This is a genomic window from Williamsia phyllosphaerae, assembly GCF_014635305.1.
Lineage (GTDB): Bacteria > Actinomycetota > Actinomycetes > Mycobacteriales > Mycobacteriaceae > Williamsia_A > Williamsia_A phyllosphaerae.
Genome location: NZ_BMCS01000003.1, coordinates 606,584 through 626,763, shown reverse-complemented (window position 1 = coordinate 626,763; position 20,180 = coordinate 606,584). Strand labels below are relative to the sequence as shown.

Here is a 20,180-nt window from a genome sequence, read left to right as displayed (position 1 = left end):
TGTGTCCGACGTGACGATCTGCTCACCGAAGGGTGTCGCACGTCGTGAGACCCGGTCGGGACACTTCGAACCGGAGAGAACGCGACGACGGCGTCGACGCACCCACGCCTGTCCACGCCTGCCTCGAGATCAGATAGTCTCGCGTGGGTGACCGAACACGAATTCGGGTTGCGCACGAAAGCGATTCACGCAGGTGCCCGACCCGATCCGCACACAGGTGCGCGCGCCGTCCCGATCTATCAGACGGCGAGTTATGTCTTCGCCGATGCCGCCGACGCGGGCGATCTTTTCGCCCTGCAGAAGTACGGCAACATCTACAGCCGCATCGGCAATCCCACCGTCGCCGCGTTCGAGGAGCGGATGGCCAGCCTCGAGGGCGGTATCGGAGCGGTGGCCACCGCGAGCGGCCTGTCGGCGGAGTTCGCGGTCTTCGCGACCCTGGCGGGCGCGGGCGACCACATCGTCGCCGCGGCCGGCCTCTACGGCGGCACCGTCACCCAGCTCGACGTCACCCTGCGCCGGTTCGGCGTCGACACCACGTTCGTGGTCGGCACCGACCCGGCCGACTACGCCGCGGCCATCACCGAATCGACGAAGCTGATCTACGCCGAGGTGATCAGCAACCCGTCCGGTGAGATCGCCGACCTCGAAGGGCTGGCCGGCGTCGCCCACGACCACGGGCTACCGCTGGTCGTCGACTCCACCATGGCGACACCCTGGCTGTGCCGCCCACTGGAGTTCGGTGCCGACATCGTCGTGCACTCGGCCACCAAGTTCCTCGGCGGTCACGGCACCACCCTCGGCGGGGTCATCATCGAGTCCGGCCGCTTCGACTGGGGCTCCGGGCGTTTCCCCGCCATGACCGACCCGGTCGCGGCGTACGGCGGGCTGAGCTGGTGGGGCAACTTCGGCGAGTACGGGTTCCTGACCAAGGTCCGCAGCGAGCAGGTCCGCGACCTCGGAGCGAGCCTCGCGCCCACCTCGGCGTTCCAGCTGATCCAGGGCATCGAGACACTCCCCCAGCGGATGGACGCACACATCGCGAACACCCGCGCCGTCGCGCAATGGCTCGACGCCGATCCTCGCGTCTCCTACGTGCGCTGGGCCGGTCTGCCGGACCACCCGCACGCCGAACGCGCCGCGAAGTACCTCCCCGCCGGACCGGGCGCGGTCTTCGCGTTCGGCATCGAGGGTGGCCGCGTCGCCGGTCAGAAGTTCGTCGAGAGTGTGCGGCTCGCCAGCCACGTCGCCAACATCGGCGATGTCCGCACCCTGGTCATCCACCCGGCGAGCACCACACATCGTCAGCTCACCGACGCCCAGCTCGAGGGAGCCGGGGTAGGTCCCGAACTGATCCGTATCAGCGTCGGCATCGAGGACCCGGCCGACATCATCTGGGATCTCGATCAGGCCCTGACGCAGGCGACCTCGCAGTCGGGGGTCGACGCGTGACCGCGCAGCGCAACTGGCAGGGTCCCTCGGCGCAAGGCCGACGCGAACTGTTGCTCGACACCAGGTCGATAGCGATCGTCGGAGCCTCGGCCAACCCGGCGAGGGCGAGCTACTTCGTCAACCGCTACCTGTCGTCGACCTCGGACTACACCATCTATCTGGTGAACCCGACCATCGACAACGTCGACGGCACGCCGGTCTACCCGACCCTCGCCGATCTGCCCGAGACCCCCGACCTGGTCGACGTGTTCCGTCGACACGACGACCTGCCCTCGGTGCTGGACGAGACCATCGCGGTCGGTGCCCGGGCCATCTGGCTGCAGCTGGGACTGTGGCACGAGGACGTTGCGCGCAGGGCCGAGGAGGCGGGGCTGACGGTCGTCATGGACCGCTGCATCAAGATCGAACACGCACGGTTCCACGGCGGGCTCCACCTCGCCGGTTTCGACACCGGTGTGATCGACTCGCGCCGCCGATCGGGTCTGTAGACCGGGCGATCCGCGACCGACTGTCAGTATGGGGAGTGTGACCCGCAACGACGCCACCACGACCCCGACCACCGACGACTCGACCGACGGATATCTCCCCATCGCCGACCACGGCGTCATCGGCGACCTCCGGACGGCCGCACTGGTCGGCATGAACGGTCGGATCGACTGGTTCTGCTGCCCCCGCTTCGACTCCCCCAGCGTGTTCGGTGCGCTGCTCGACTCCGGGAAGGGTGGTTCGTGGGACGTCGCGATGGTCGACGGGCTGGTGTCGACGAAGCAGTTCTACCTCCCGGACTCGAACGTCCTCGTCACGCGCTTCATGAGCGAGGACGGTGTCGCCGAGGTCCAGGACCTGATGCCACTGACCACGCCCAAGGATCCCGACCACCGCACCCGGATCGTCCGCCGCATCGAGTGCGTCCGCGGACGTGTGACCATGTCGACCCGCCTCGATCCGCAGTTCGACTACGGCCGCGCCGAACGCACCGTCGAGGCGGACGGCGACCGTCGGGTGACCCTGTCCGGCGGTGACCTCACGCTGCACCTCGCCGCCGACGTCCCACTGGAGGTCGCCGACGACGACACCGTGACCGCGACGGTGCAACTCGGGGTCGGCGAGACGGCCACGTTCTCACTCGGGGTCGACGAGATACCGGACGACGAGGTCGATTCGGACGCATCCGGGCACATCGTCCATGCGACGGTGCGGTTCTGGCAGTCATGGCTCGCGCAGTCGAACTACAAGGGGCGCTGGCGCGAGATGGTGCACCGCTCGGCGCTCGCGTTGAAGTTGATGACGCACGAGCCCACCGGGGCCATCGTCGCGTCGGTCACCACGGCGCTCCCCGAGGAGATCGGCGGCGAGCGCAACTGGGACTACCGGTATGTGTGGATCCGCGACGCGGCTTTCTCCCTCTACGGGTTGCTGCGTCTGGGATTCAACGACGAGGCCGCGGCTTTCATGAGCTGGCTCACCGACCGGTTCAGCGACGGAGGCGACGAGGACGGCCGCCCGCTGCGCCTGATGTACACGATCGACGGTGAGACCCCGCCCGATGAGCACTCGCTGGAGCACTGGGAGGGGTATCGGGGATCGAAGCCGGTCAACGTGGGCAACGGCGCCACCAATCAACTGCAGCTCGACATCTACGGAGAACTGATCGACTCGGTCTACCTGTTCAACAAGTACGGCGCGGGTATCTCCTACAACTCGTGGAATCAATTGTGCGAGGTCATGTCCTGGCTGGTCGACAACTGGGATCAGTCCGACGAGAGCATCTGGGAGGTGCGCTCGGAGTCCCAGAACTTCGTCTACTCCCGCCTGATGTGCTGGGTTGCCTTCGAGCGGATGATCCGGATGAGCAGGCAACGCGGACTGCCCGGCGACGTCGGAACCTGGATGGCGACACGCGACGAGATCTTCCACCAGATCATGGACAAGGGCTGGAGCGACAAGCGTGAGGCGTTCACCCAGACCTTCGAGTCCGATCACCTCGACGCGTCGCTGCTGCTGATCCCGGCGGTGAAGCTGCTGTCCCCCACCGACCCCCGGTTCCTGTCGACCCTGGACGCCATCGAGGGCCAGTTGGTCAGCGACTCTTTGGTTTTCCGGTATGACTCCAGTGACCACGACGACGGACTCAGCGGCACCGAGGGCACCTTCTCGCTGTGCTCGTTCTGGTACGTCGAGGCGTTGACGCGCGTCGGGCGACGAGCCGACGCGCGGCTGGCGTTGGAGAAGATGTTCACCCACGCCAACCATCTGGGTCTCTACGCCGAGCAGGTCGGTCTGACCGGCGAACAGCTCGGCAACTTCCCCCAGGCCTTCACGCACCTGGCGCTGATCTCCGCCGCGTTCAACCTGGATCGCGAACTCGGCGCCTGACCGAGGTCAGTTCATCTGCTCGGCGATGAACCGGGTCACGCGTTCGGCGATCTCGTCGGGACGTTCACCGTTGATCGCATGCGTTGCTCCCGGCCACAATTCGACCTCGGCGCCGGGTATGGACCGCGCTGCGGCTGCCGCGCGACGCGGGTCGTGCACGATGCTCGCGCCCGCGATGATCGTGAGAACGGGGAGCGAGATCGCCGCGAGCTCGGCGGCCGACGGGCGTGCCGGTTGCGGAACGGATTGCGCGAAGTCCCGCATCCCCGACGCGATGAGTCGCCCCTCCGGTACCTGGTCGGACACCGATGCGCCGCCCGCGGTCATGCCGAGTAGCTTGTGTCGCAGCCTCTGTGGGAGACCGGGCAGGACGGAGCCCATCGACACCGCGATCATCTTCGCGGTCAACGGCGCGAAGGTGTTCGCGGGATCGAGCAGGATGGCCGATGCGAGGCGACCGGGCCTGTGGATCGCGCACTGTGCGGTCAGCCAACCACCGATACTGACCCCCATCAGATGTACGCGATCAGACGTCAGTCCGGCGAGCGCCTCGTCGACCCACGCCACCTGATCCTCGGTGTCGGTGAGCGGCGCGGTCTGGGTGCTCGCACCGGGCTCGCCGATCGAGTCGATGGACCAGACGTCACGCGAACCGAGAAGCGGTTCGATGTTGGCCCGCCACAACGGTGTCGACGACTGGCGGCCGGCCAGCAGCACGAGCGGCTCGCCGCCGCGTGTGCCCCATCGATAAGCGCGAACACGCCCGAACGATGTCGGAATTGCGACGACGTCGTCCGGGCGGGGCAGCAGCGACATCCCGTCGCGGTAGGCGGCGGCGAACCGCCCGAAGCCGACCGCGCTGCGAAATGAACCGACGCTGCTGCTCCGCCCGATGTTCGGATCGAGGAAGTACGTGTCGGACATGTCGTGAGCGTAGCTACTGAGTCCGACGCGCGCGCCACGGCGCCGTCAGGTAGATCTGGTGAGGCACCGCTACCGCAACGACCAGAGGATGCCGATGAACAGAACCGACCTCACCGAACTGATCGCGCAACGCCGGATCAGCAGCGGCCTGACCTGGCAGGAGCTCGCCGATGCGATCGACCGGCCGGTGGTGTGGACGACCGCGGCCCTGCTGGGGCAGCACCCGATCCCCCGCCCGGAAGCGGAGATCCTGGTCGAGAAACTGGGCCTCGACGTCGGCGTCATCCCGCTGCTCGGCACGGTTCCGGTGCGCGGCACCGACCGCGACGTCGCGATGTCGGACCCGACCATCTACCGCCTCTACGAGGCGCTGGCAGTGTACGGCCCCGCCCTCAAGGAACTGATCCACGAGAACTTCGGCGACGGCATCATGAGCGCCATCAACTTCAGCATCGACATCGACAAGAAGACGCACCCGAACGGAGATCGCGTCGTGATCACCCTCGACGGCAAATTCCTGCCCTACGACTGGGTCAGTGCCGACTGACCCGGTCGCACAGCCCTGTTCAGGACGTCGTGGTGAACCACCCGACCGGTGCGGCGAGATCGTCGGCCGCTCCGGGGCCCATGGATCCCGCCTCGTACGGCGCGATGGCAGGCGGGTTGTCGAGCAACGGGGCCGCGACCTCCCACACGTGCGCGAGACCGTCGGGCCGGGTGAACAACGATCGGTCGCCGTCGAGGACGTCGTAGAGCAACCGTGAGTACGGGGACAGCCCACCACCGTCGGACGTCGCGACGGTCTCGAGCGGCAGCTCGAGGTGGCCGACGGTGAGGTCCTCACCCGGTCCGGGCTTCTTCACCGTCAACGTCACGTCGATCGCACCGTCGCCGGAGAGGTCGAACGTCAGGGCGGCACCGTTGGCGGGCAGGTGCTTGATGGGACCGTCGTCGGGCCGGCGGAACACCAGCGTCACCCGCTGCGCGGAGGCGCCGAGCATCTTGCCGGTGCGCATCACGAACGGCACGTCGCGCCAGCGATCGGTGTCCACCCACATGCGGGCCGCGACGTAGGTGTCGGTGGTGGAATCGTCTGCGATGCCCTCGGTCTCGCGGTATCCGCGGTACTGACCGAGAACGACCTCGTCGGTGTCGATGGGCCGGAACGCGGCGATGACCGATTCACGGGCACTCTGGAGATCATCGGCGCCCAGGCTGATCGGCGGTTCCATGGCGACCTCGGCCGCGACCTGGAACAGGTGGGTGACGAGCATGTCGAGGACGGCGCCGGTGGCGTCGTAGAACTCGGCGCGGTCGTCGATGTCGAGCGTCTCGGGAACGTCGATCTGGACCTGCTCGACGTGCTCGCGGTTCCACAACCCGGCGAACATCCCGTTGGCGAAACGCAGGATGTGCAGGTTCTGGGTGCTCTCCTTGCCGAGGAAGTGGTCGATCCGATAGACCTGCTGCTCGTCGAAGACCTCGTGGACCGCCGCGTCGAGTTGCTCGAACGCCTTCTGCGATGTGCCGAAGGGCTTCTCGTACACCACACGTGATCCCTCGGCGAGGCCGTGTTCGCCCAGCGCCCTGGTGTAGTCGGTGAAGGTCGCGGGCGGCAGGGCGATGTAGTGCACGAGCTGGACGTCGTCGCCGTCGAAGTCATCGTCGTTGCGCACCTCGTCGATGACGTCGGGCAGCGCTCCCGGGTCGTCGGCGGTGAAGCCGCCACCGGCGAACCGGAGGTTCTCGGCGAAGGTCCTCCAGGTGTCGTTGTCGGTACCGGTCCCGAATTCGTCGAGCGCGTCCTTGACGTGGTCCCGGAACTCGTCGTCGGTCCGCTGCCCGCGACCGTTGCCGATCAGTCGCCAGCGCGCGGGCAGGAGATCGCGGTGTGCGAGTTCGAAGAACGCGGGCAAGACCATTCGCTTCGCGAGGTCTCCGGTCGATCCGAAGAGAACGAAGACCGTGGGGGTGTCGTCAGCCATGACACCACTATGCCTGCCGCCCGGTGTGCTCGGCGCGGCGAGCCGTCACCGCCGCGTCAGGACGAACACCGGGATCTCGCGATCGGTGCGCTTCTCGTAGAGCGTGAAGTTGGGCCAGGTGCCGACCATCACGTCCCACAGCCGCGCACGTTCGGCCCCGGAGACCTCCCGCCACACCACCGACACCGTCTCGCGGTCGACGATGATCTCGGCCTGGTCGGTGGCCCGGAGATTGAGCACCCAGACGGGCATCTTCTGGGCGCCGAAATACGAACCGGCGATCAGCCATCCGCCCTCGTGTGGAACGCACAGCAGTGGCGTCGACCGGATGGCGCCACTCTTTCGCCCGGGCACGCGCAGCATGAGGTTGGGCAGACCGGCGATGTCGAGGGCGCTGAGTCGTCCGGAGGTGATCCGCTGCAGACGGCTGTCCCACTTCTCGATCTGGGGTAGCGCTTTCGGCATCCAGGAGATGGCGCCGATCTTGACGGCGAGCGGTGTGAGCAGTTCCATGTGTCGACGGTAGTCAGCGGTGATCGCCGGTGCGCAGCGACCCCGGCGCCTGGGTCATGAACTCGCCGAGGAGTCGGGCGACGGTCTCGGGCGCCTCGACCTGTGGGAAGTGCCCCACGCCGGGCAGGACCTCGAGGCGGCTGTCCGGCATCGCCTCGTGGGCGGCGTACCCGTGCTCGACGGGGATGATGGCGTCGTCGTCGCCCCAGATCAGCAGCGTCGGAAGACCGGTGTTGAGGTAGAGCCGGCTCAGGGCACTGACGGCCTGGCCGCGGTGATCGACCACCGATCGCAGCGTCCGGAGGAAGGCCTGACGGGTCTCACGGTCCCCGAGCGAGGCGTGGGCCTGCCACATCTCGTTGGCCCGCGGGGCCCGGAGTCCGCGGGCCGTGAGCCAGGAGTGCACGGCTGTGCCCGCGGTGATGATCGGCTTCGACGCGATGACCGGCATCAACAGTTCCGCCCCGGGTGCGGCCAGCAGTCGTAGGGTCCAGCTGACGTCCGGTCCGAGTCCGCCGCTGCCGATCAGGGAGAGCCGTTCGCAGTATTCGGGATGTTGGTAGGTGAACTGCATGGCCACGCCACCACCCAGGGACTGACCCACGACGGTGACGCGGTCGATCTCGAGTTCGTCGAGCAGATCTCGCAGCCAGGCGGCGAACGATCCCAGCGAGTAGTCGCCGCGCGGCTTGCCCGATTCGCCGTGACCGGGCAGGTCGGGTGCGATCACCCGGTATCGGGTGGCCAGCGACGGCATCACCCCCCGCCAGGTGGTCGAGTTGCCCGCCATGCCGTGGATCAGCAGGATCGCGTCGCCGGTGCCCGCGTCGCGGTAGGCGACGCGTTCCCCGTGGATGCGGGTGTGGGTGATGCCGGTCATGGGGTTCCGCCTTCGTGTGGGGCCGACGGCCGTAGCCGGCGGGGTAGCCACCAGTTGATCGGTCCGAGTGCCGCCACCAACGCGGGAGCGAGGACGCCCCGCACGATCGTGGCGTCGATGATGATCCCGAGCGCCAGTGCCGTCGCCAGGATCTTGACGTCGGTGGCGGGCACACGGGACAGCGAGATGAACGCGAGGAACAGGACCAGGGCGGCGCAGGTGACGAGCCGACCGGTGCGGGCCACCCCGACCACGGTCGCCTCGTCGGTGTCGCCGGTCGCGTCGTACTCCTCCCGGATGCGGCTGAGCAGGAACACCTCGTAGTCCATGGACAGCCCGAAGAGGAAGGCGAACACCGCGATCGGGATCCACACCGTGATGGCGCCGGAGGAGTCCTGGTCGAACAGCAGCTGCGTACCGACACCGTCCTGCCAGACCAGCACCGTGATCCCGTATGCGGCGGCCAGCGAGATCACGTTGAGCACCAACGCCTTCAGCGGCAGCACGATCGATCGCAGCGCGCGCACGAGCAACGCGAACGTCACGATCACGATGATGAGGATGATCCACCAGGCGTTGCCGTAGACGGCGTCGATGAAGTCGGCGTTCTGCGCGGGTGCTCCGCCCACGTCGGCGCCGGTCTTCTCCGCGGCGGTCCGGATCGCGGCCGCGGCGTCGGCCCCGGTCCCGCTGGACGCGTCGTCCGTGGTCCACGCGTCCACGACAGATCGCCCGCCGGTGGTCCATGACCCCGGGGCGATGACGGCGGCGACCCCGTCGACGTCAGAAACCGCGGCGACGACCCGCTGGGGATCGGTGGTGACGATCTCGACCGGCGCGGTCAGTCCGGCGCCGAGACCGGACTCCTCGACGTGGGTGATCGCGGTGCCGGCCGGGCCGCCGGTGGATGCGAGTGAGTCGTTGGTCGGCTGACCGAGTTGCAGGCCGACCAGCGGGGCGGCCATGGCGAGCAGCACGACGATCGCGGCGAGTGCCGACCACCAGCGATGCCGGACGACGATGACACCCACCCGATGCCACAGTCGGCTGTCGGGTTCGGGTGACCGGCGGTGCGGCCACGCCAGTCGTGGGCCCACGGTGAGCAGCAACGCGGGGAGCAACGTCAGCGCCGCGACGACACTGACCACCGGGATGAGCAGACCGGTGAAACCGATGCTGCGCAGGAACGGGACGGGCAGTGCGATCAGCGCGGCGAGGCTGACCGCGACGGTGATACCCGAGAACAGCACCGACCGCCCGGCGGTGAGCATCGCCCGATGCACCGCCTCGGCGTTGTCGGCACCGTGGCCGCGTTCCTCGCGCCAGCGGGTCACCAGCAGCAATGCGTAGTCGATGGCGACGCCGAGACCGATCAGGGCGAGCAGGTACTGCACGATGAACGACACGTCGGTGACCGCGGTGAGGCCCCAGACGATGAGGAACGTCGTCAGGATCGACGCCGCGGCGATGAGGAGCGGCATGATCGCCAGGAACGATCCGAAGACCAGTGCGAGGACGACCAGGGCCCCGACGCCGCCGAACAGTGTCTCGGCGAGGATGTCGACGCCTCCCCCACCGCCGCCGCTGGCCAGTTCGTCCTGGCCGGTGACCGCCACCGGCACCCCGGTCGACTCCTGCACCTGCGCGGCAACCGATTTGAGGGCGGGTAGAGCCGCGCCGTAGACCTCGGATCCCGGCAGCGGTCGTGGGTAGACGGCCACGACCCCGACCGTCTTGTCCTTCGAGAGGAGCGCGGGTTGGTCGGCGAACGACGCGACGCGGGCCCCGGGCGCCGCCTGCGCGGCGAGCCGACCGACCGTCTCGCCGGCGGCGATGGGGACCTGTCGGCTGCTATCACCCACCACCACCAGGATCGGTGGGTTGCCGCCGCCGTTGCCGAACTGCTCGATGATGTCGAGGTTCGACTCGTATCCGGGTTGTCCGGGCAGGCTGAAGTCGTAGCTCAGGGCCGAGGTGGCCTGCGGCGCGGCGTACCCGCCCACCACCGCCAACAACAGCCACGCGGCCAGCACCCACCGACGGTGCGCGATGACCAGGCGTGCGAGTCGCTCCATCGTGGTTCCTTGCCGCGTCGCGGATCAGGCGGTCAGCGCCGCCAGGTTGTCCACCGAGGACCGTACGTCGGACTCGATCACCCGGGCGACCAACCTGCCGACCGGACCGCTGAGGAGCCCGCCGCTGAGGTCGGCCGTGAGGTCGAAGGCGGAGCCTTTGCCGTCGGGTGACACGGTCATCGACAGATCGATCTTCACCCCACCGCGACCGGTGCCCTTCAGACCGATCCGTTTCGGCTCGTCGTATTCGGTGACGGTCCAGTTGATCGTGTTACGAAAACCCTTCACCTTGATCAGCGACGAGGCCTTCGTGCCTTTAGCGATGGTCGTGGGTACGTCGGACTTCCATCCGGCGAAGATGGTCAGCCATTCGTCGAACCGCTGCAGATCTGACGCCAACGCCCACGCGGCCGCTGGCTCGAGGTCGGAGCGGACGGTCACAGTCACACTTGCCACCGGGTGATTCCTCCTGCTGCACCCTCCGGGGTGCATGTCTGGGTTTCTGGTGTCGTGTGCACCGCATGTGCGACGTCACCGGTGGTCGCCGGGCCGGCCGCACTGGGTTCCACAGTGCTCGACGTGACGCTACCGGTACCGGTCGGCGTGCGCGGTATCGTGGCCCGACGCCGCTGTTGAAGTGGTGACCCGGGTCACCCGGGCGCCCGCGGCCCCGGCCACGCCGGTCCGGGGGGACATCTACGGAAGGTAACTCTCACCCATGACCGATCTCGACCCGTTCTACGAGGACGTTCAGGCCCACTACGACCTCTCCAACGACTTCTTCGACCTCTTCCTCGACCCGTCGCGGATGTACAGCTGTGCGTACTTCGAGCAGGACGACTACACGTTGGAGCAGGCGCAGTACGCGAAGATCGACCTCTCCCTGGGCAAGCTCGGACTAGAGCCCGGCATGACGCTGCTCGACGTCGGCTGCGGGTGGGGCACCACGATCAAGCGTGCGATGGAGAAATACGACGTCAACGTGATCGGCCTGACGCTGAGCAAGAACCAGTACGAGCTGGTCAACGCCTCATTGGCCGAGGCGACCCCCGAGGGTCGCACCGCCGAGGTCCGGCTGCAGGGGTGGGAGGAGTTCGACCAGCCCGTCGACCGCATCGTCAGCATCGGGGCCTTCGAGCACTTCCGCGCGGAGCGGTACCCGCAGTTCTTCGCCAAGACGTACGACCTGCTGCCCGCGGACGGGCGCATGCTGCTGCACACGATCGTCGCGTTCAACCGCCACGTCATCCGCGAGAAAGGACTGCCGATCACACGCGACGTGCTGCAGTTCGCGCGGTTCATCGCCAACGAGATCTTCCCCGGTGGTCAGCTGCCCGAGCCGCACGACGTCGAACGCGAGTCGACCGCCGCCGGCTTCACGGTCGAGAAGATCCAGCCGCTGCAGCAGCACTACGCCCGCACGCTCGACATCTGGGCCGCCGCCCTCGAGAAGCGTCGCGACGACGCGATCCGGATCGCATCCGAGGACGTCTACAACACCTACATCCACTACCTGACCGGATGCGCCGACTACTTCCGTAACGGCTACATCGACGTCATGCAGTTCACGCTGGCCAAGTAGGTCACGCGCTCAGCACGTCGAGCATCCCGTCCACCGAGGACGGCCAACCGAACACCTCGGCACGTCGCCGGGCATCGGTGCGGCCGCCCTCGGGGAGACCGAACACCGTCTGCACGCCCTCGGCGAACGACTCCGCGGTGTTGTGGACCACCGCGCCGCACCGATCGGTGAGCATCTCGGCGACGGCGGAGGTGCGTGAGGCGACGACCGGCGTCCCCGCCGCCAGTGCCTCGAGTGCCGAGAGACAGAACGTCTCGTGGGGGCCGGGGGCCATGGCGACGTCGGCGGCCGCGAGCAGTCCGGCCACCGCGGTCCGGCTGTCGAGGAACCCGGTGAACGTCACCGGCAAACCCGCTGCACGTCGGGTCAGTGCGGCGCGTCGGGGCCCGTCGCCTGCGATGACGAGGTGGGTGTCGACGCCCGATCGCACGAGGTGCGCGCACGAGTCGATACTGCGCTCGACGTGCTTCTCCACCGACAGCCGACCGCAGTGCACCATCAGGTGCCGGGCCGATCCGCGCCACGTCCGCACGGCCTCGGGATCCCGACGCCGCGGGTGGAACAGGTCGAGGTCGACGCCGAACGGCACGCGGTGGACGTTCGACGCCCCGATCCGGTCGAACTCCGCGCGCGCGAACTCGGTGGTGCAGACGACCGCGTCGTACCCGGCGGCGGTCCGCGAGTTGGCGAGATCGGCTGCGGCACGGGCGAATCGCGTCGGCATCATCTGTCCGAGCAGTCGATCGAGACGTTCGTGCGAGATCATCACCGCGGCGATGTCACGGCGTCGTGCCCACGGACCGAGGCCACGCAGGGTGAGTCGGTCGGACACCTCGATCGCGTCGGGCCGCAACCCGCGCAAGACGTCGGTGACGCGATGGGGATCGGCCACCCGATAACCGCCGGTGAACGGGATCTGCAGTGCCGGAACGGTGATGCGACACACCCCCGACGCCAGGACCTCCTCGCGGGCTCGAGCCCCGGGGACGATCACCGACACGGTGTGTCCGCGATCGCTGTATCCCTGCCCGAGTTGATCGACCGCGGTGCGCAGACCACCCGAGCGCGGCCCATAGAAATTCGCGACCTGAACGATGTGCATCGCCGCAGTATGAGGCGGGCATCACACCGGTCGTTGTCGGTGAGATGTACAGCGGCACAACGATCGCACAACAGAGTGCTGTCGGTGTTGTGTTCCGGCACATCGGTCGGATCCGTCACGGCGCGGTCGGAGAACTTTCGCTAACCTCGGCCGCATGGACGTGATCGCAGACAGCGAAGCCCGGTTGTCCTGGGTGCTCGCAGGCCTGGCGGGGTTGGTCGGCGCCGCCGCATTCACCGTCACCGGTGGATATTTCGTAACCTTCATGACCGGCAACGCCGAGCGCGCAGTTCTCGGGTTCTTCACCGATCAACCGACTCTCGCGCGCGCCGCGATCTTCATCACGTTGAGTTTCGTCGGTGGTGTCGTGGTCGCGTCGTTGTGTCGGCGCCACCTGTGGGTGAACCACCCGCATGGGGCCACCGTCCTGACGACGGGGGCTCTCATCGTCGCGTCGGTGGTCGATCTGATCATGGCCGGATGGAACGCGCCGCAGGTCGAGTTCGTCCCGATCCTGTTCGTGGCCTTCGGAATCGGCGCCCTCAACACATCGTTCTGCAAGGACGGCGAGGTGTCCATCCCGCTGAGCTACGTGACCGGCACGCTCGTGAAGATGGGCCAGGGAATCGAACGCCACATCAGCGGCGGGAAGGCGTCGGACTGGCTCGGCTACTTCCTGCTGTACTTCTCGTTCGTCGGCGGCGCACTGATCGGTGGACTCATGAGCTTGGTGGTGAGCAATCCGCAGATGCTGTTCACCGCCACCGTGATCAGTGCCGTGGTCGCCACCTACACCTACACCGTGGCCGACCGTGCCGGGGTGCTCGGCTGATCGAGTCCTGTCACGGTCCCGAATCATATTTGGGGACAACGGCATAGACGATCAGGTCCTTCGGGGCGCCCTTGGCCCGGAATCGCCTGCGCCGCTTGATGTACTTGTCGGCGTCGGTGACGTCGAGAGTGGAACTCGTCGCCAGGACCTCCCCACCGGAGGCCGCATCGGCCACCCGCGCGGCGATGTTCACGTCCACGCCGAGATAGTCGTCACCGTCGCGGCGGGGCTTGCCCGTGTGCAGTCCCGCACGGAGTGCGGGACGGTAGCCGTCGATGGTGATCGCGCTGACCGCGAGTCCGGCCTCGTGTGCCGCTTCGATGGCGTCGGCGCCGTCGACGAACACCGCCATCACACCGTCCCCCAGCGACTTCACCACGCGACCGTTGCGGCGCGTGACGACGTCGGTGGTCGCGGCGTTGACCTGACGCAACAGCGTGAGCACCTTGTCGTCACCGGCCCGCAGCGCCCACGTCGAGAAACCGACCAGATCGGTGAACAGGATCGTCACGTACTCGCTGGGTTCCGACACCGCCGGTCTGCGCGCGACCAGTGCCTGCCACAGCTGTACCGCGGTCAGGCCGAGTTCACGCAGGGCGGTGGGTTGCGCCGATCCCGCCTCGCCGATGAGTCGGGCGATGCGATCGCTGTTGCGGGTCGGATTGCTCGACACCTCCAGGATCGGCAGATCCCCCGGTGCCACCTTGCGAGCCGACCGGGCCGCCTCGACCACCGAGTCCGTCCGGTTCACCCGGGCGGCCCACGCTCGCACGCGGTTCACTCCGTCGAGGAACGCGCGTCCGCGGGGGTGTCGGATGTCGTCGGGATCAGCCATTGTCCGGAGGTCTCATCCGTGGCGATCTCGTCGTCACAGGTCCAGTGTGCATCGACCCGAGACGGTGCTGATGCAGGTCTGGACGCGGTCGCCCTCACGGTGTTCGTCGCCGGAGCGCAGGTCTCGGACGTATCCCTCGCTCAACGGCACCACGCACGTCTGGCAGATGCCCATACGGCACCCGAACGGCATCTGGACGCCCAGTTTCTCGCCCGCTTCGAGCAGCGTCGTGGCCCCGTCGATCTCGGCGGTCTTGTCCGACCTCGCGAACGTCACGGTGCCGCCCTCACCGCCTTTGTCGGTGCGCGCGATCGCGAACCGCTCGATGTGCAGGTTGTCCTCGATGCCGTGGTGCGCCCACACCGTCTCGACCTGGTCGAGCATGGCCACCGGCCCGCACGCCCACGCCGAGCGGTCCCGCCAGTCGGGTACCCGGGCGCCGAGATCGGCGACGTCGATCTTGCCCATCTCGCGGGTCAGCTGCAGGTCGAGGACATAGTGCTCGGACGCACTGAGTTCCTCGAGCTCGTCGAGGAAGATGACGTCGTCGCGGGTGGGCGCCGAGTGCACGTGCACGATGTCGGGATGGTCGCCGCGGGCGCGTAGTCCCCGCAGCATGGAGATGACGGGCGTGATGCCGCTGCCCGCGGTGATGAACAACAGCTTCTCCGGGGCCGGGTTCGGCAGGGTGAAGTCACCCTGCGGCGAGGCCAGTCGGATGACGGTGCCCGGCTGCACCCCGTCGACGAGGTGGGTCGAGAGGAACCCGTCGGGATTGGCTTTGACCGTGACGGTGATGCGCTTGCGTCGCGACTCACCGATCGAGGTGAGCGAGTACGAGCGCCAGTGCCAACGGCCCTCGACCTGCAGCCCGATGCCGACGTACTGCCCCGGCGCGTAGCTGTGCGAGAAGCCCCACCCGGTCTCGATCTCCACGGTGGCGGTGTCGGCGGTCTCCTTGGTGACCGACACGATCCGGCCACGCAGCTCTCGCGCCGACCACAGCGGGTTGAGCAGGTGCAGATAGTCATCGGGCAGCAGCGGGGTCGTCGCCCGAGCAATCAGTCCGCGCACGATGTTGACCTGCGGTCTCGCCGCCTCGACATCTTTCGCGGGCTGTTTACTCCACTTGAGCAGATCCACTTCGGGTCTCCGAATCAGTCGGTCGCGGTGGCCATCTCGGATGGAGACTCTCCGCCACCCGACTTCGGCGTGGAATCCCCGTCGGAACGTTCCTCGCGACGGTTGGCGACCACGCTGCTGAGGAAGGCGGCGCCGATGAAGGCGACCCCGACGAGGCCCGTGATGATCTCGTTGATGTGGTACTCGATCGAGATGAACAGGATCACCGACAGGGCGCCGATGGCCCAGTGCGCACCGTGCTCGAGGTAGCGGTAGTCCGACAGCGTGCCCTGGCGCACCAGGTAGACGGTGATCGAACGGACGAACATCGCACCGATGAAGCCGAGTCCCAGGGCGATGATGATCGGGTCGGCGGTGATGGCGAAGGCGCCGATGACACCGTCGAACGAGAAGGACGCGTCGAGGACCTCTAGGTAGAGGAACAGGAAGAACGCGGCCTTGCCGGTGGCCTTGACGAGGGTGGACGGTCCGCCGGCAGCGCGCGAGGCGACATCGCGCTCGTGGTCCTCCTCGAGCTGCTCGGTGTGGAACAGCGACCCGAGTCCGTCGACCGCGATGTAGGTGATCATGCCGAGCACGCCGGCGATCATGATGGTCGCGCGATGCTGGTCGTCGGCGAGGAACTCCGCGACGAGGGTGAGGCTGAGCCCGGCGATGATGACCGCCAGCTGGTCGAGCTTGCCGATGGTGGCCAGGGGCTTCTCGAACCACGACAGCCACTTGGTCTCGCGCTCGGCGAGGATGAAGTTCAGGAACAGCATGAACAGGAACATGCCGCCGAACGCCGCGATCTGCGGATGGGCGTCGGTGAGGATCTGCTCGTAGGACTCCTGCCCGGATCCCTCGGCGGGCGGGTTGAGCGCCAGGTCGAACGCCTGGACCGGGTTGAGGCCCGCGGTGACCCAGACGACGACCAGCGGGAACAGCAGGCGCATGCCGAAGACGGCGATGATGATGCCGACCGTCAGGAACATCTTCTGCCAGAACTCGCTCATCTTCTCGAGCACGGTGGCGTTGATGACGGCGTTGTCGAAGGACAGGGACACCTCGAGCACGCCGAGGATGGCGCACAGTGCGACCGCTTCCCAGCTGCCGTAGATGAACGCGACGACCAGCGAGGCGATGGTGACCAGGACCGAGATCCCGAAGGTCCGAACAACCACTGATGTGGCCTTTCGCTAGAGGACGCAGTTCGGGAGTCGCACCACCGACGTCGGCGGCCACGACTCCCGAGTGCTGGTCACGTGGATGGGCAGTATGACGCTACTGCACGCAGGGGGTCAGACGTTGACGCCGAAGTCCCGTGCGATCCCGGCGAGGCCGGACGCGTAGCCCTGGCCCACTGCGCGGAACTTCCACTCCGCGCCGTTGCGGTAGAGCTCGCCGAAGACCATGGCGGTCTCGGTCGACGCGTCCTCGGTGAGGTCGTAGCGGGCGAGTTCGGCGTTGTTGGCCTGGTCGACGACGCGGATGAACGCGTTGCGGACCTGTCCGAACGACTGCGAGCGCGCGTCGGCGTCGTAGATCGAGACGGGGAAGACGATCGAGTCGACCTCCGGCGGCACCGCGGCCAGGTTCACCTTGATGACCTCGTCGTCGCCCTCGCCCTCACCGGTGGTGTTGTCACCGGTGTGTTCGATGGAGCCGTCCGGCGAGGTCAGGTTGTTGAAGAAGACGAAGTGCTTGTCCGACAACGCCTTCTTGTCGGTGCCGGTGCCGATGGCGCTGGCATCGAGGTCGAAGTCGGTCCCGGTGGTGGAACGGATGTCCCAGCCGAGGCCGACGGCCACCGCGGTGAGGTTCGGGGCCTCCTTCGTCAGAGAAACGTTGCCGCCCTTGCTCAAGCTGACGCCCATGTCAGTCCTTTCCGTTGTTGCCCGTCAGAGCTGGTCAACCCAGTCTGAATACATTGCAGCCACCGTACGTGAAGTCCGACATCCGGTGCGAGCGATCGAGGTGTCCGACCGGCTGCCCCCGAACAACTGCCGCGACCGGTCCAAAGGTTCCCCAGTACGATTGCGCAGGTGGTCACTGGCTGGTTCGGACGCGGTCCCCGTTCGGGGTCACGCACCCCGACCGGGCCACTCGACGCTGCCCGGGAAGCCATGGTCCGCGACTTCCTCCAGCTCGACCAGCGGCTTTCCATCATCGCCGACGGTGTCGACGCCGCCACGGCGCTGGGCGGGGACCGTTCGCTGGCGCAGGCCTTCGAGCCGGTGCGCACCCGGGTCTACGTCAGCATCGACCGATACCTGTCGCTGAGCGACTCACCGGACACCCCTACGGCGACGCCGGGTAACCGTCAGGCCGAGTACGAACAGTGTTCACGCGACATTCACGAGTCCATCTCGGCGCTCGATCGGTTCTACTCCGAGCACTCGACGGCCATCGAGGGCGCCCGCACGATGCGCGCGGCGGTCCCCGACCGCGCAGGGGCCGCCATGAGCGCATCGGACGCGGCCATCACGGCGGTCGACGCCCTGCCCGCCGAGCTGTCGGTCTACACCTCGGTGCGATCCGGGCTGGACCATCTCGCCCGTGTGCGGTCCGACTTCGACCGCGCCCGTGACGCGGCCGACGGCGTCGCGACAGCCGAACTCAACACCGCGACGGCCGAATTGACCGCTGCCGCTGAAGAACTGACCGCGGCGGTCGAGGCCGCCCCGCACCGTTCCGTGGAGGTGGAGCGGGCACTGTCGTCGGTCCGGACGCGATTGTCGGCGGTGCGCACCCGCGCCGAGCGCCTACCGGAGACCTATTCGGCGCTGCTACGTGAGTTCTCGGCCGCCTGCTCAGAGGATCTGATCGGGCACGACCGGCGTGGCGACGAGGCCCTGCGGGCGGCATCGGGACACATCGACTCCGCGGCACGACTGCTGGGCGCAGATCCGGACCAGGCCGGTGCCGAGGTCGGCGCGGCCAGGTCCGCGCTGGCCGACGCGGAACACTTCGTCGACGGGGTGACCGACCGCCTCACCACGCTGCGCGACGTTCGAGCCGACCCGCAGGCCGTCGAGGGTAGAGTCCGATTTCAGATTCGTGACGCGCAGTTGCTCGCCGTCGACCGGGGCCTGGTACCGCAGTGGGGAACGGTCCTCGACGCGGCTGCGGCCCGAGCGGATCGGGCCACCGCCGGCCTGACCGGGACCCACCCGGACTATTGGGGCTACGTGACCGAGCTGAACGACATCGCCGCGTTCGTCGCCGATGTCGTCGGGAAGATGAAAGGTCAGGGCAGACGGAGATGACTCCCACCGCGACCACGGGTCGGACGGTGACACATTTCCCGATGCTCGACGAGCGCGAGCTCGGTCGTCTGTTCTATCGGCGACCCCAGCCGATCCCGGTCGACGCCGAGCGTGAACTCCTCGCCACCGCGCTGGGCGCCACGCTCTACATCCCGGCGATCCGCGACGGGTTGGTGTCGCTGATCGAACGCGCCGCCGCGGCGGGGTCGGTGTCGATCGTCATCGATCTCGAGGACGCCGTTCCCGACGACGCGGTCGCCGCGGGGTTGCACGCGGTCGTGGCGGCGCTCGACACGCTCGCCTCCCGCGGCGGTCCCCTGCTGTTCGTCCGCGTCCGCTCCGCCGACCAGATCGACGCGCTGATCGCCGAGATGACCACGGGGGCCGACATCCTCGCCGGCTTCGCGATCCCCAAGTTCGGCTCGTCCTGTGGACGCGACTACCTGACCCGGATCAACCGGGCCTCCGGTGTCATCGGACGTCGGCTCTACGCGATGCCGATCATCGAGACGCCCGACGTGCTGGCCCTCGAGACGCGCGACGGCGAGCTGACGTCCATCGCGGCCCTGCTCGCCGAGTTCCGCGACACCGTCCTGGCCGTGCGTATCGGTGCGACCGACCTGTGCGGCGCGTTCGGTATCCGACGTGATCCCGACCTGACGATCTACGACGTCCACCCGGTCGCCTCGGTGATCGCGGCGGTGGTGAACATCCTGGGGCGTCGCGACGGAACCGGTTTCGTGATCACCGGGCCGGTGTGGGAGTACTACAACGCGCACGAGCGGATGTTCCGACCGCTGTTGCGCAACACGCCGTTCAAGGAGATCGACGCCGTCCGGTTCCGCACGCACCTCGTCAGCCGTGACCTCGACGGTCTGCTGCGAGAGTTGGTGCTCGACCGCGCGAACGGATTGCAGGGCAAGACCGTCATCCACCCGACGCACGTCAACGTGGTCCACTCGATGTGCACGGTCTCGCACGAGGAGTACGTCGACGCGCTCGCGGTACTCGGGGTCGACGACGAACACACCGGGCCGGAGGCGACCGGGGACGTCGGCGGCGTGCTCCCGTCGGAGTACCGCAACAAGATGAACGAGCGTCGCCCGCATCGCGCCTGGGCCGAGCGCACACTGACGCGCGCCACCGTGTTCGGGGTCACCCGTCCCGACGTCGCGGTGATCGAACTGCTGACCACGGTGGTCGATCGGTGACGACGCACCCCACACCCGCCGT

At 67.7% G+C, this 20,180-nt stretch carries 19 protein-coding genes; 8 read left to right on the top strand and 11 right to left on the bottom strand.

Translation table 11 applies throughout. The features are described 5' to 3' along the window. The first annotated feature begins 147 nt into the window (after positions 1 to 147). The 3 genes from IEV93_RS21465 to IEV93_RS21455 are packed head-to-tail and all read left to right on the top strand — an operon-like array spanning position 148 to position 3,828. Entirely contained in the window at positions 148 to 1,452 is a 1,305-nt protein-coding gene (locus tag IEV93_RS21465; RefSeq protein WP_188492811.1) for an O-acetylhomoserine aminocarboxypropyltransferase/cysteine synthase family protein, read from the top strand. Beyond that, positions 1,449 to 1,940: a CoA-binding protein gene (locus IEV93_RS21460; protein WP_188492809.1), complete on the top strand. Its 492-nt coding sequence runs from the start codon at positions 1,449 to 1,451 to the stop codon at positions 1,938 to 1,940. The genes IEV93_RS21465 and IEV93_RS21460 overlap by 4 nt, the downstream gene beginning before the upstream one ends. A gap of 28 nt (positions 1,941 to 1,968) precedes the next feature. Further along, the gene (locus IEV93_RS21455; protein ID WP_188492807.1) at positions 1,969 to 3,828 is read left to right on the top strand and encodes a glycoside hydrolase family 15 protein; all 1,860 of its coding nucleotides are present in this window, start codon (positions 1,969 to 1,971) and stop codon (positions 3,826 to 3,828) included. A 6-nt stretch (positions 3,829 to 3,834) separates the two neighbouring features. Here the strand turns inward: IEV93_RS21455 and IEV93_RS21450 are convergent, their stop codons facing one another. Next, positions 3,835 to 4,752, bottom strand: coding sequence for an alpha/beta fold hydrolase (locus IEV93_RS21450; protein WP_188492805.1), 918 nt, complete (start codon positions 4,750 to 4,752; stop codon positions 3,835 to 3,837). A gap of 94 nt (positions 4,753 to 4,846) precedes the next feature. Here IEV93_RS21450 and cynS point away from each other — a divergent pair, with 94 nt between their 5' ends. Continuing rightward, positions 4,847 to 5,299: a cyanase gene (gene cynS, locus IEV93_RS21445; protein WP_188492803.1), complete on the top strand. Its 453-nt coding sequence runs from the start codon at positions 4,847 to 4,849 to the stop codon at positions 5,297 to 5,299. 19 nt (positions 5,300 to 5,318) lie between these two features. On the opposite strand, the gene IEV93_RS21440 is transcribed toward cynS, so the two are convergent. Genes IEV93_RS21440 through IEV93_RS21420 form a run of 5 tightly spaced genes read right to left on the bottom strand, consistent with a single transcriptional unit; the run spans position 5,319 to position 10,661 of the window. Next, on the bottom strand, positions 5,319 to 6,737 hold the full coding sequence (locus IEV93_RS21440; protein ID WP_188492800.1) for a glucose-6-phosphate dehydrogenase: 1,419 nt from the start codon (positions 6,735 to 6,737) through the stop codon (positions 5,319 to 5,321). A gap of 45 nt (positions 6,738 to 6,782) precedes the next feature. Next, entirely contained in the window at positions 6,783 to 7,250 is a 468-nt protein-coding gene (locus IEV93_RS21435) for a nitroreductase family deazaflavin-dependent oxidoreductase (protein WP_188492798.1), read from the bottom strand. 13 nt (positions 7,251 to 7,263) lie between these two features. Further along, positions 7,264 to 8,130 carry an alpha/beta fold hydrolase gene (locus IEV93_RS21430; protein ID WP_188492796.1) on the bottom strand — a complete coding sequence of 289 codons (867 nt, stop codon included), beginning with the start codon at positions 8,128 to 8,130 and terminating at the stop codon, positions 7,264 to 7,266. Beyond that, positions 8,127 to 10,205, bottom strand: a complete 2,079-nt coding sequence (locus IEV93_RS21425; protein ID WP_188492794.1) for an MMPL family transporter — start codon at positions 10,203 to 10,205, stop codon at positions 8,127 to 8,129. The genes IEV93_RS21430 and IEV93_RS21425 overlap by 4 nt, the downstream gene beginning before the upstream one ends. Positions 10,206 to 10,229: 24 nt before the next feature. After that, positions 10,230 to 10,661 carry a type II toxin-antitoxin system Rv0910 family toxin gene (locus IEV93_RS21420; protein WP_188492792.1) on the bottom strand — a complete coding sequence of 144 codons (432 nt, stop codon included), beginning with the start codon at positions 10,659 to 10,661 and terminating at the stop codon, positions 10,230 to 10,232. A 262-nt stretch (positions 10,662 to 10,923) separates the two neighbouring features. Here IEV93_RS21420 and IEV93_RS21415 point away from each other — a divergent pair, with 262 nt between their 5' ends. Further along, on the top strand, positions 10,924 to 11,787 hold the full coding sequence (locus IEV93_RS21415) for a cyclopropane mycolic acid synthase family methyltransferase (RefSeq protein WP_188492790.1): 864 nt from the start codon (positions 10,924 to 10,926) through the stop codon (positions 11,785 to 11,787). 1 nt (position 11,788) lies between these two features. Here IEV93_RS21415 and IEV93_RS21410 read toward each other — a convergent pair whose 3' ends face one another. Continuing rightward, a complete protein-coding gene (locus IEV93_RS21410) occupies positions 11,789 to 12,889 on the bottom strand; it encodes a glycosyltransferase (RefSeq protein WP_188492788.1) in 1,101 nt (366 codons plus the stop codon). A 154-nt stretch (positions 12,890 to 13,043) separates the two neighbouring features. On the opposite strand from IEV93_RS21410, the gene IEV93_RS21405 reads away from it, so the two are divergent. Beyond that, on the top strand, positions 13,044 to 13,721 hold the full coding sequence (locus IEV93_RS21405) for a YoaK family protein (protein WP_188492786.1): 678 nt from the start codon (positions 13,044 to 13,046) through the stop codon (positions 13,719 to 13,721). A gap of 10 nt (positions 13,722 to 13,731) precedes the next feature. Here IEV93_RS21405 and IEV93_RS21400 read toward each other — a convergent pair whose 3' ends face one another. The 4 genes from IEV93_RS21400 to IEV93_RS21385 all read right to left on the bottom strand — a co-directional run bounded on the left by IEV93_RS21400 (position 13,732) and on the right by IEV93_RS21385 (position 17,555). Next, on the bottom strand, positions 13,732 to 14,556 hold the full coding sequence (locus IEV93_RS21400) for an adenylate/guanylate cyclase domain-containing protein (protein WP_188492784.1): 825 nt from the start codon (positions 14,554 to 14,556) through the stop codon (positions 13,732 to 13,734). A 33-nt stretch (positions 14,557 to 14,589) separates the two neighbouring features. Continuing rightward, positions 14,590 to 15,699 (bottom strand): ferredoxin reductase, encoded by a 1,110-nt coding sequence (locus IEV93_RS21395; RefSeq protein WP_188492782.1) that lies wholly within the window; start codon positions 15,697 to 15,699, stop codon positions 14,590 to 14,592. Positions 15,700 to 15,713: 14 nt separating this feature from the next. Continuing rightward, positions 15,714 to 16,862, bottom strand: a complete 1,149-nt coding sequence (locus tag IEV93_RS21390) for a DUF475 domain-containing protein (RefSeq protein WP_188492780.1) — start codon at positions 16,860 to 16,862, stop codon at positions 15,714 to 15,716. A 117-nt stretch (positions 16,863 to 16,979) separates the two neighbouring features. Next, positions 16,980 to 17,555 carry a TerD family protein gene (locus tag IEV93_RS21385; RefSeq protein WP_188492778.1) on the bottom strand — a complete coding sequence of 192 codons (576 nt, stop codon included), beginning with the start codon at positions 17,553 to 17,555 and terminating at the stop codon, positions 16,980 to 16,982. A 168-nt stretch (positions 17,556 to 17,723) separates the two neighbouring features. Between IEV93_RS21385 and IEV93_RS21380 the strand changes: the two genes are divergently transcribed. Beyond that, positions 17,724 to 18,947, top strand: coding sequence for a hypothetical protein (locus IEV93_RS21380; RefSeq protein WP_188492776.1), 1,224 nt, complete (start codon positions 17,724 to 17,726; stop codon positions 18,945 to 18,947). Next, positions 18,944 to 20,158, top strand: coding sequence for an HpcH/HpaI aldolase/citrate lyase family protein (locus IEV93_RS21375; protein ID WP_188492774.1), 1,215 nt, complete (start codon positions 18,944 to 18,946; stop codon positions 20,156 to 20,158). The genes IEV93_RS21380 and IEV93_RS21375 overlap by 4 nt, the downstream gene beginning before the upstream one ends. Positions 20,159 to 20,180 lie beyond the last annotated feature (22 nt).

Excerpts from the sequence above, each read along its gene's own strand:
- IEV93_RS21415 (WP_188492790.1), top strand. The coding sequence starts at position 10,924 with ATGACCGATCTCGACCCGTTCTACGAGGACGTTCAGGCCCACTACGAC.
- cynS (WP_188492803.1), top strand. The coding sequence starts at position 4,847 with ATGAACAGAACCGACCTCACCGAACTGATCGCGCAACGCCGGATCAGC.
- IEV93_RS21410 (WP_188492788.1), bottom strand. The coding sequence starts at position 12,889 with ATGCACATCGTTCAGGTCGCGAATTTCTATGGGCCGCGCTCGGGTGGT.
- IEV93_RS21375 (WP_188492774.1), top strand. The coding sequence starts at position 18,944 with ATGACTCCCACCGCGACCACGGGTCGGACGGTGACACATTTCCCGATG.
- IEV93_RS21455 (WP_188492807.1), top strand. The coding sequence starts at position 1,969 with ATGGGGAGTGTGACCCGCAACGACGCCACCACGACCCCGACCACCGAC.
- IEV93_RS21450 (WP_188492805.1), bottom strand. The coding sequence starts at position 4,752 with ATGTCCGACACGTACTTCCTCGATCCGAACATCGGGCGGAGCAGCAGC.
- IEV93_RS21400 (WP_188492784.1), bottom strand. The coding sequence starts at position 14,556 with ATGGCTGATCCCGACGACATCCGACACCCCCGCGGACGCGCGTTCCTC.
- IEV93_RS21405 (WP_188492786.1), top strand. The coding sequence starts at position 13,044 with ATGGACGTGATCGCAGACAGCGAAGCCCGGTTGTCCTGGGTGCTCGCA.
- IEV93_RS21435 (WP_188492798.1), bottom strand. The coding sequence starts at position 7,250 with ATGGAACTGCTCACACCGCTCGCCGTCAAGATCGGCGCCATCTCCTGG.
- IEV93_RS21385 (WP_188492778.1), bottom strand. The coding sequence starts at position 17,555 with ATGGGCGTCAGCTTGAGCAAGGGCGGCAACGTTTCTCTGACGAAGGAG.
- IEV93_RS21440 (WP_188492800.1), bottom strand. The coding sequence starts at position 6,737 with ATGGCTGACGACACCCCCACGGTCTTCGTTCTCTTCGGATCGACCGGA.
- IEV93_RS21425 (WP_188492794.1), bottom strand. The coding sequence starts at position 10,205 with ATGGAGCGACTCGCACGCCTGGTCATCGCGCACCGTCGGTGGGTGCTG.
- IEV93_RS21430 (WP_188492796.1), bottom strand. The coding sequence starts at position 8,130 with ATGACCGGCATCACCCACACCCGCATCCACGGGGAACGCGTCGCCTAC.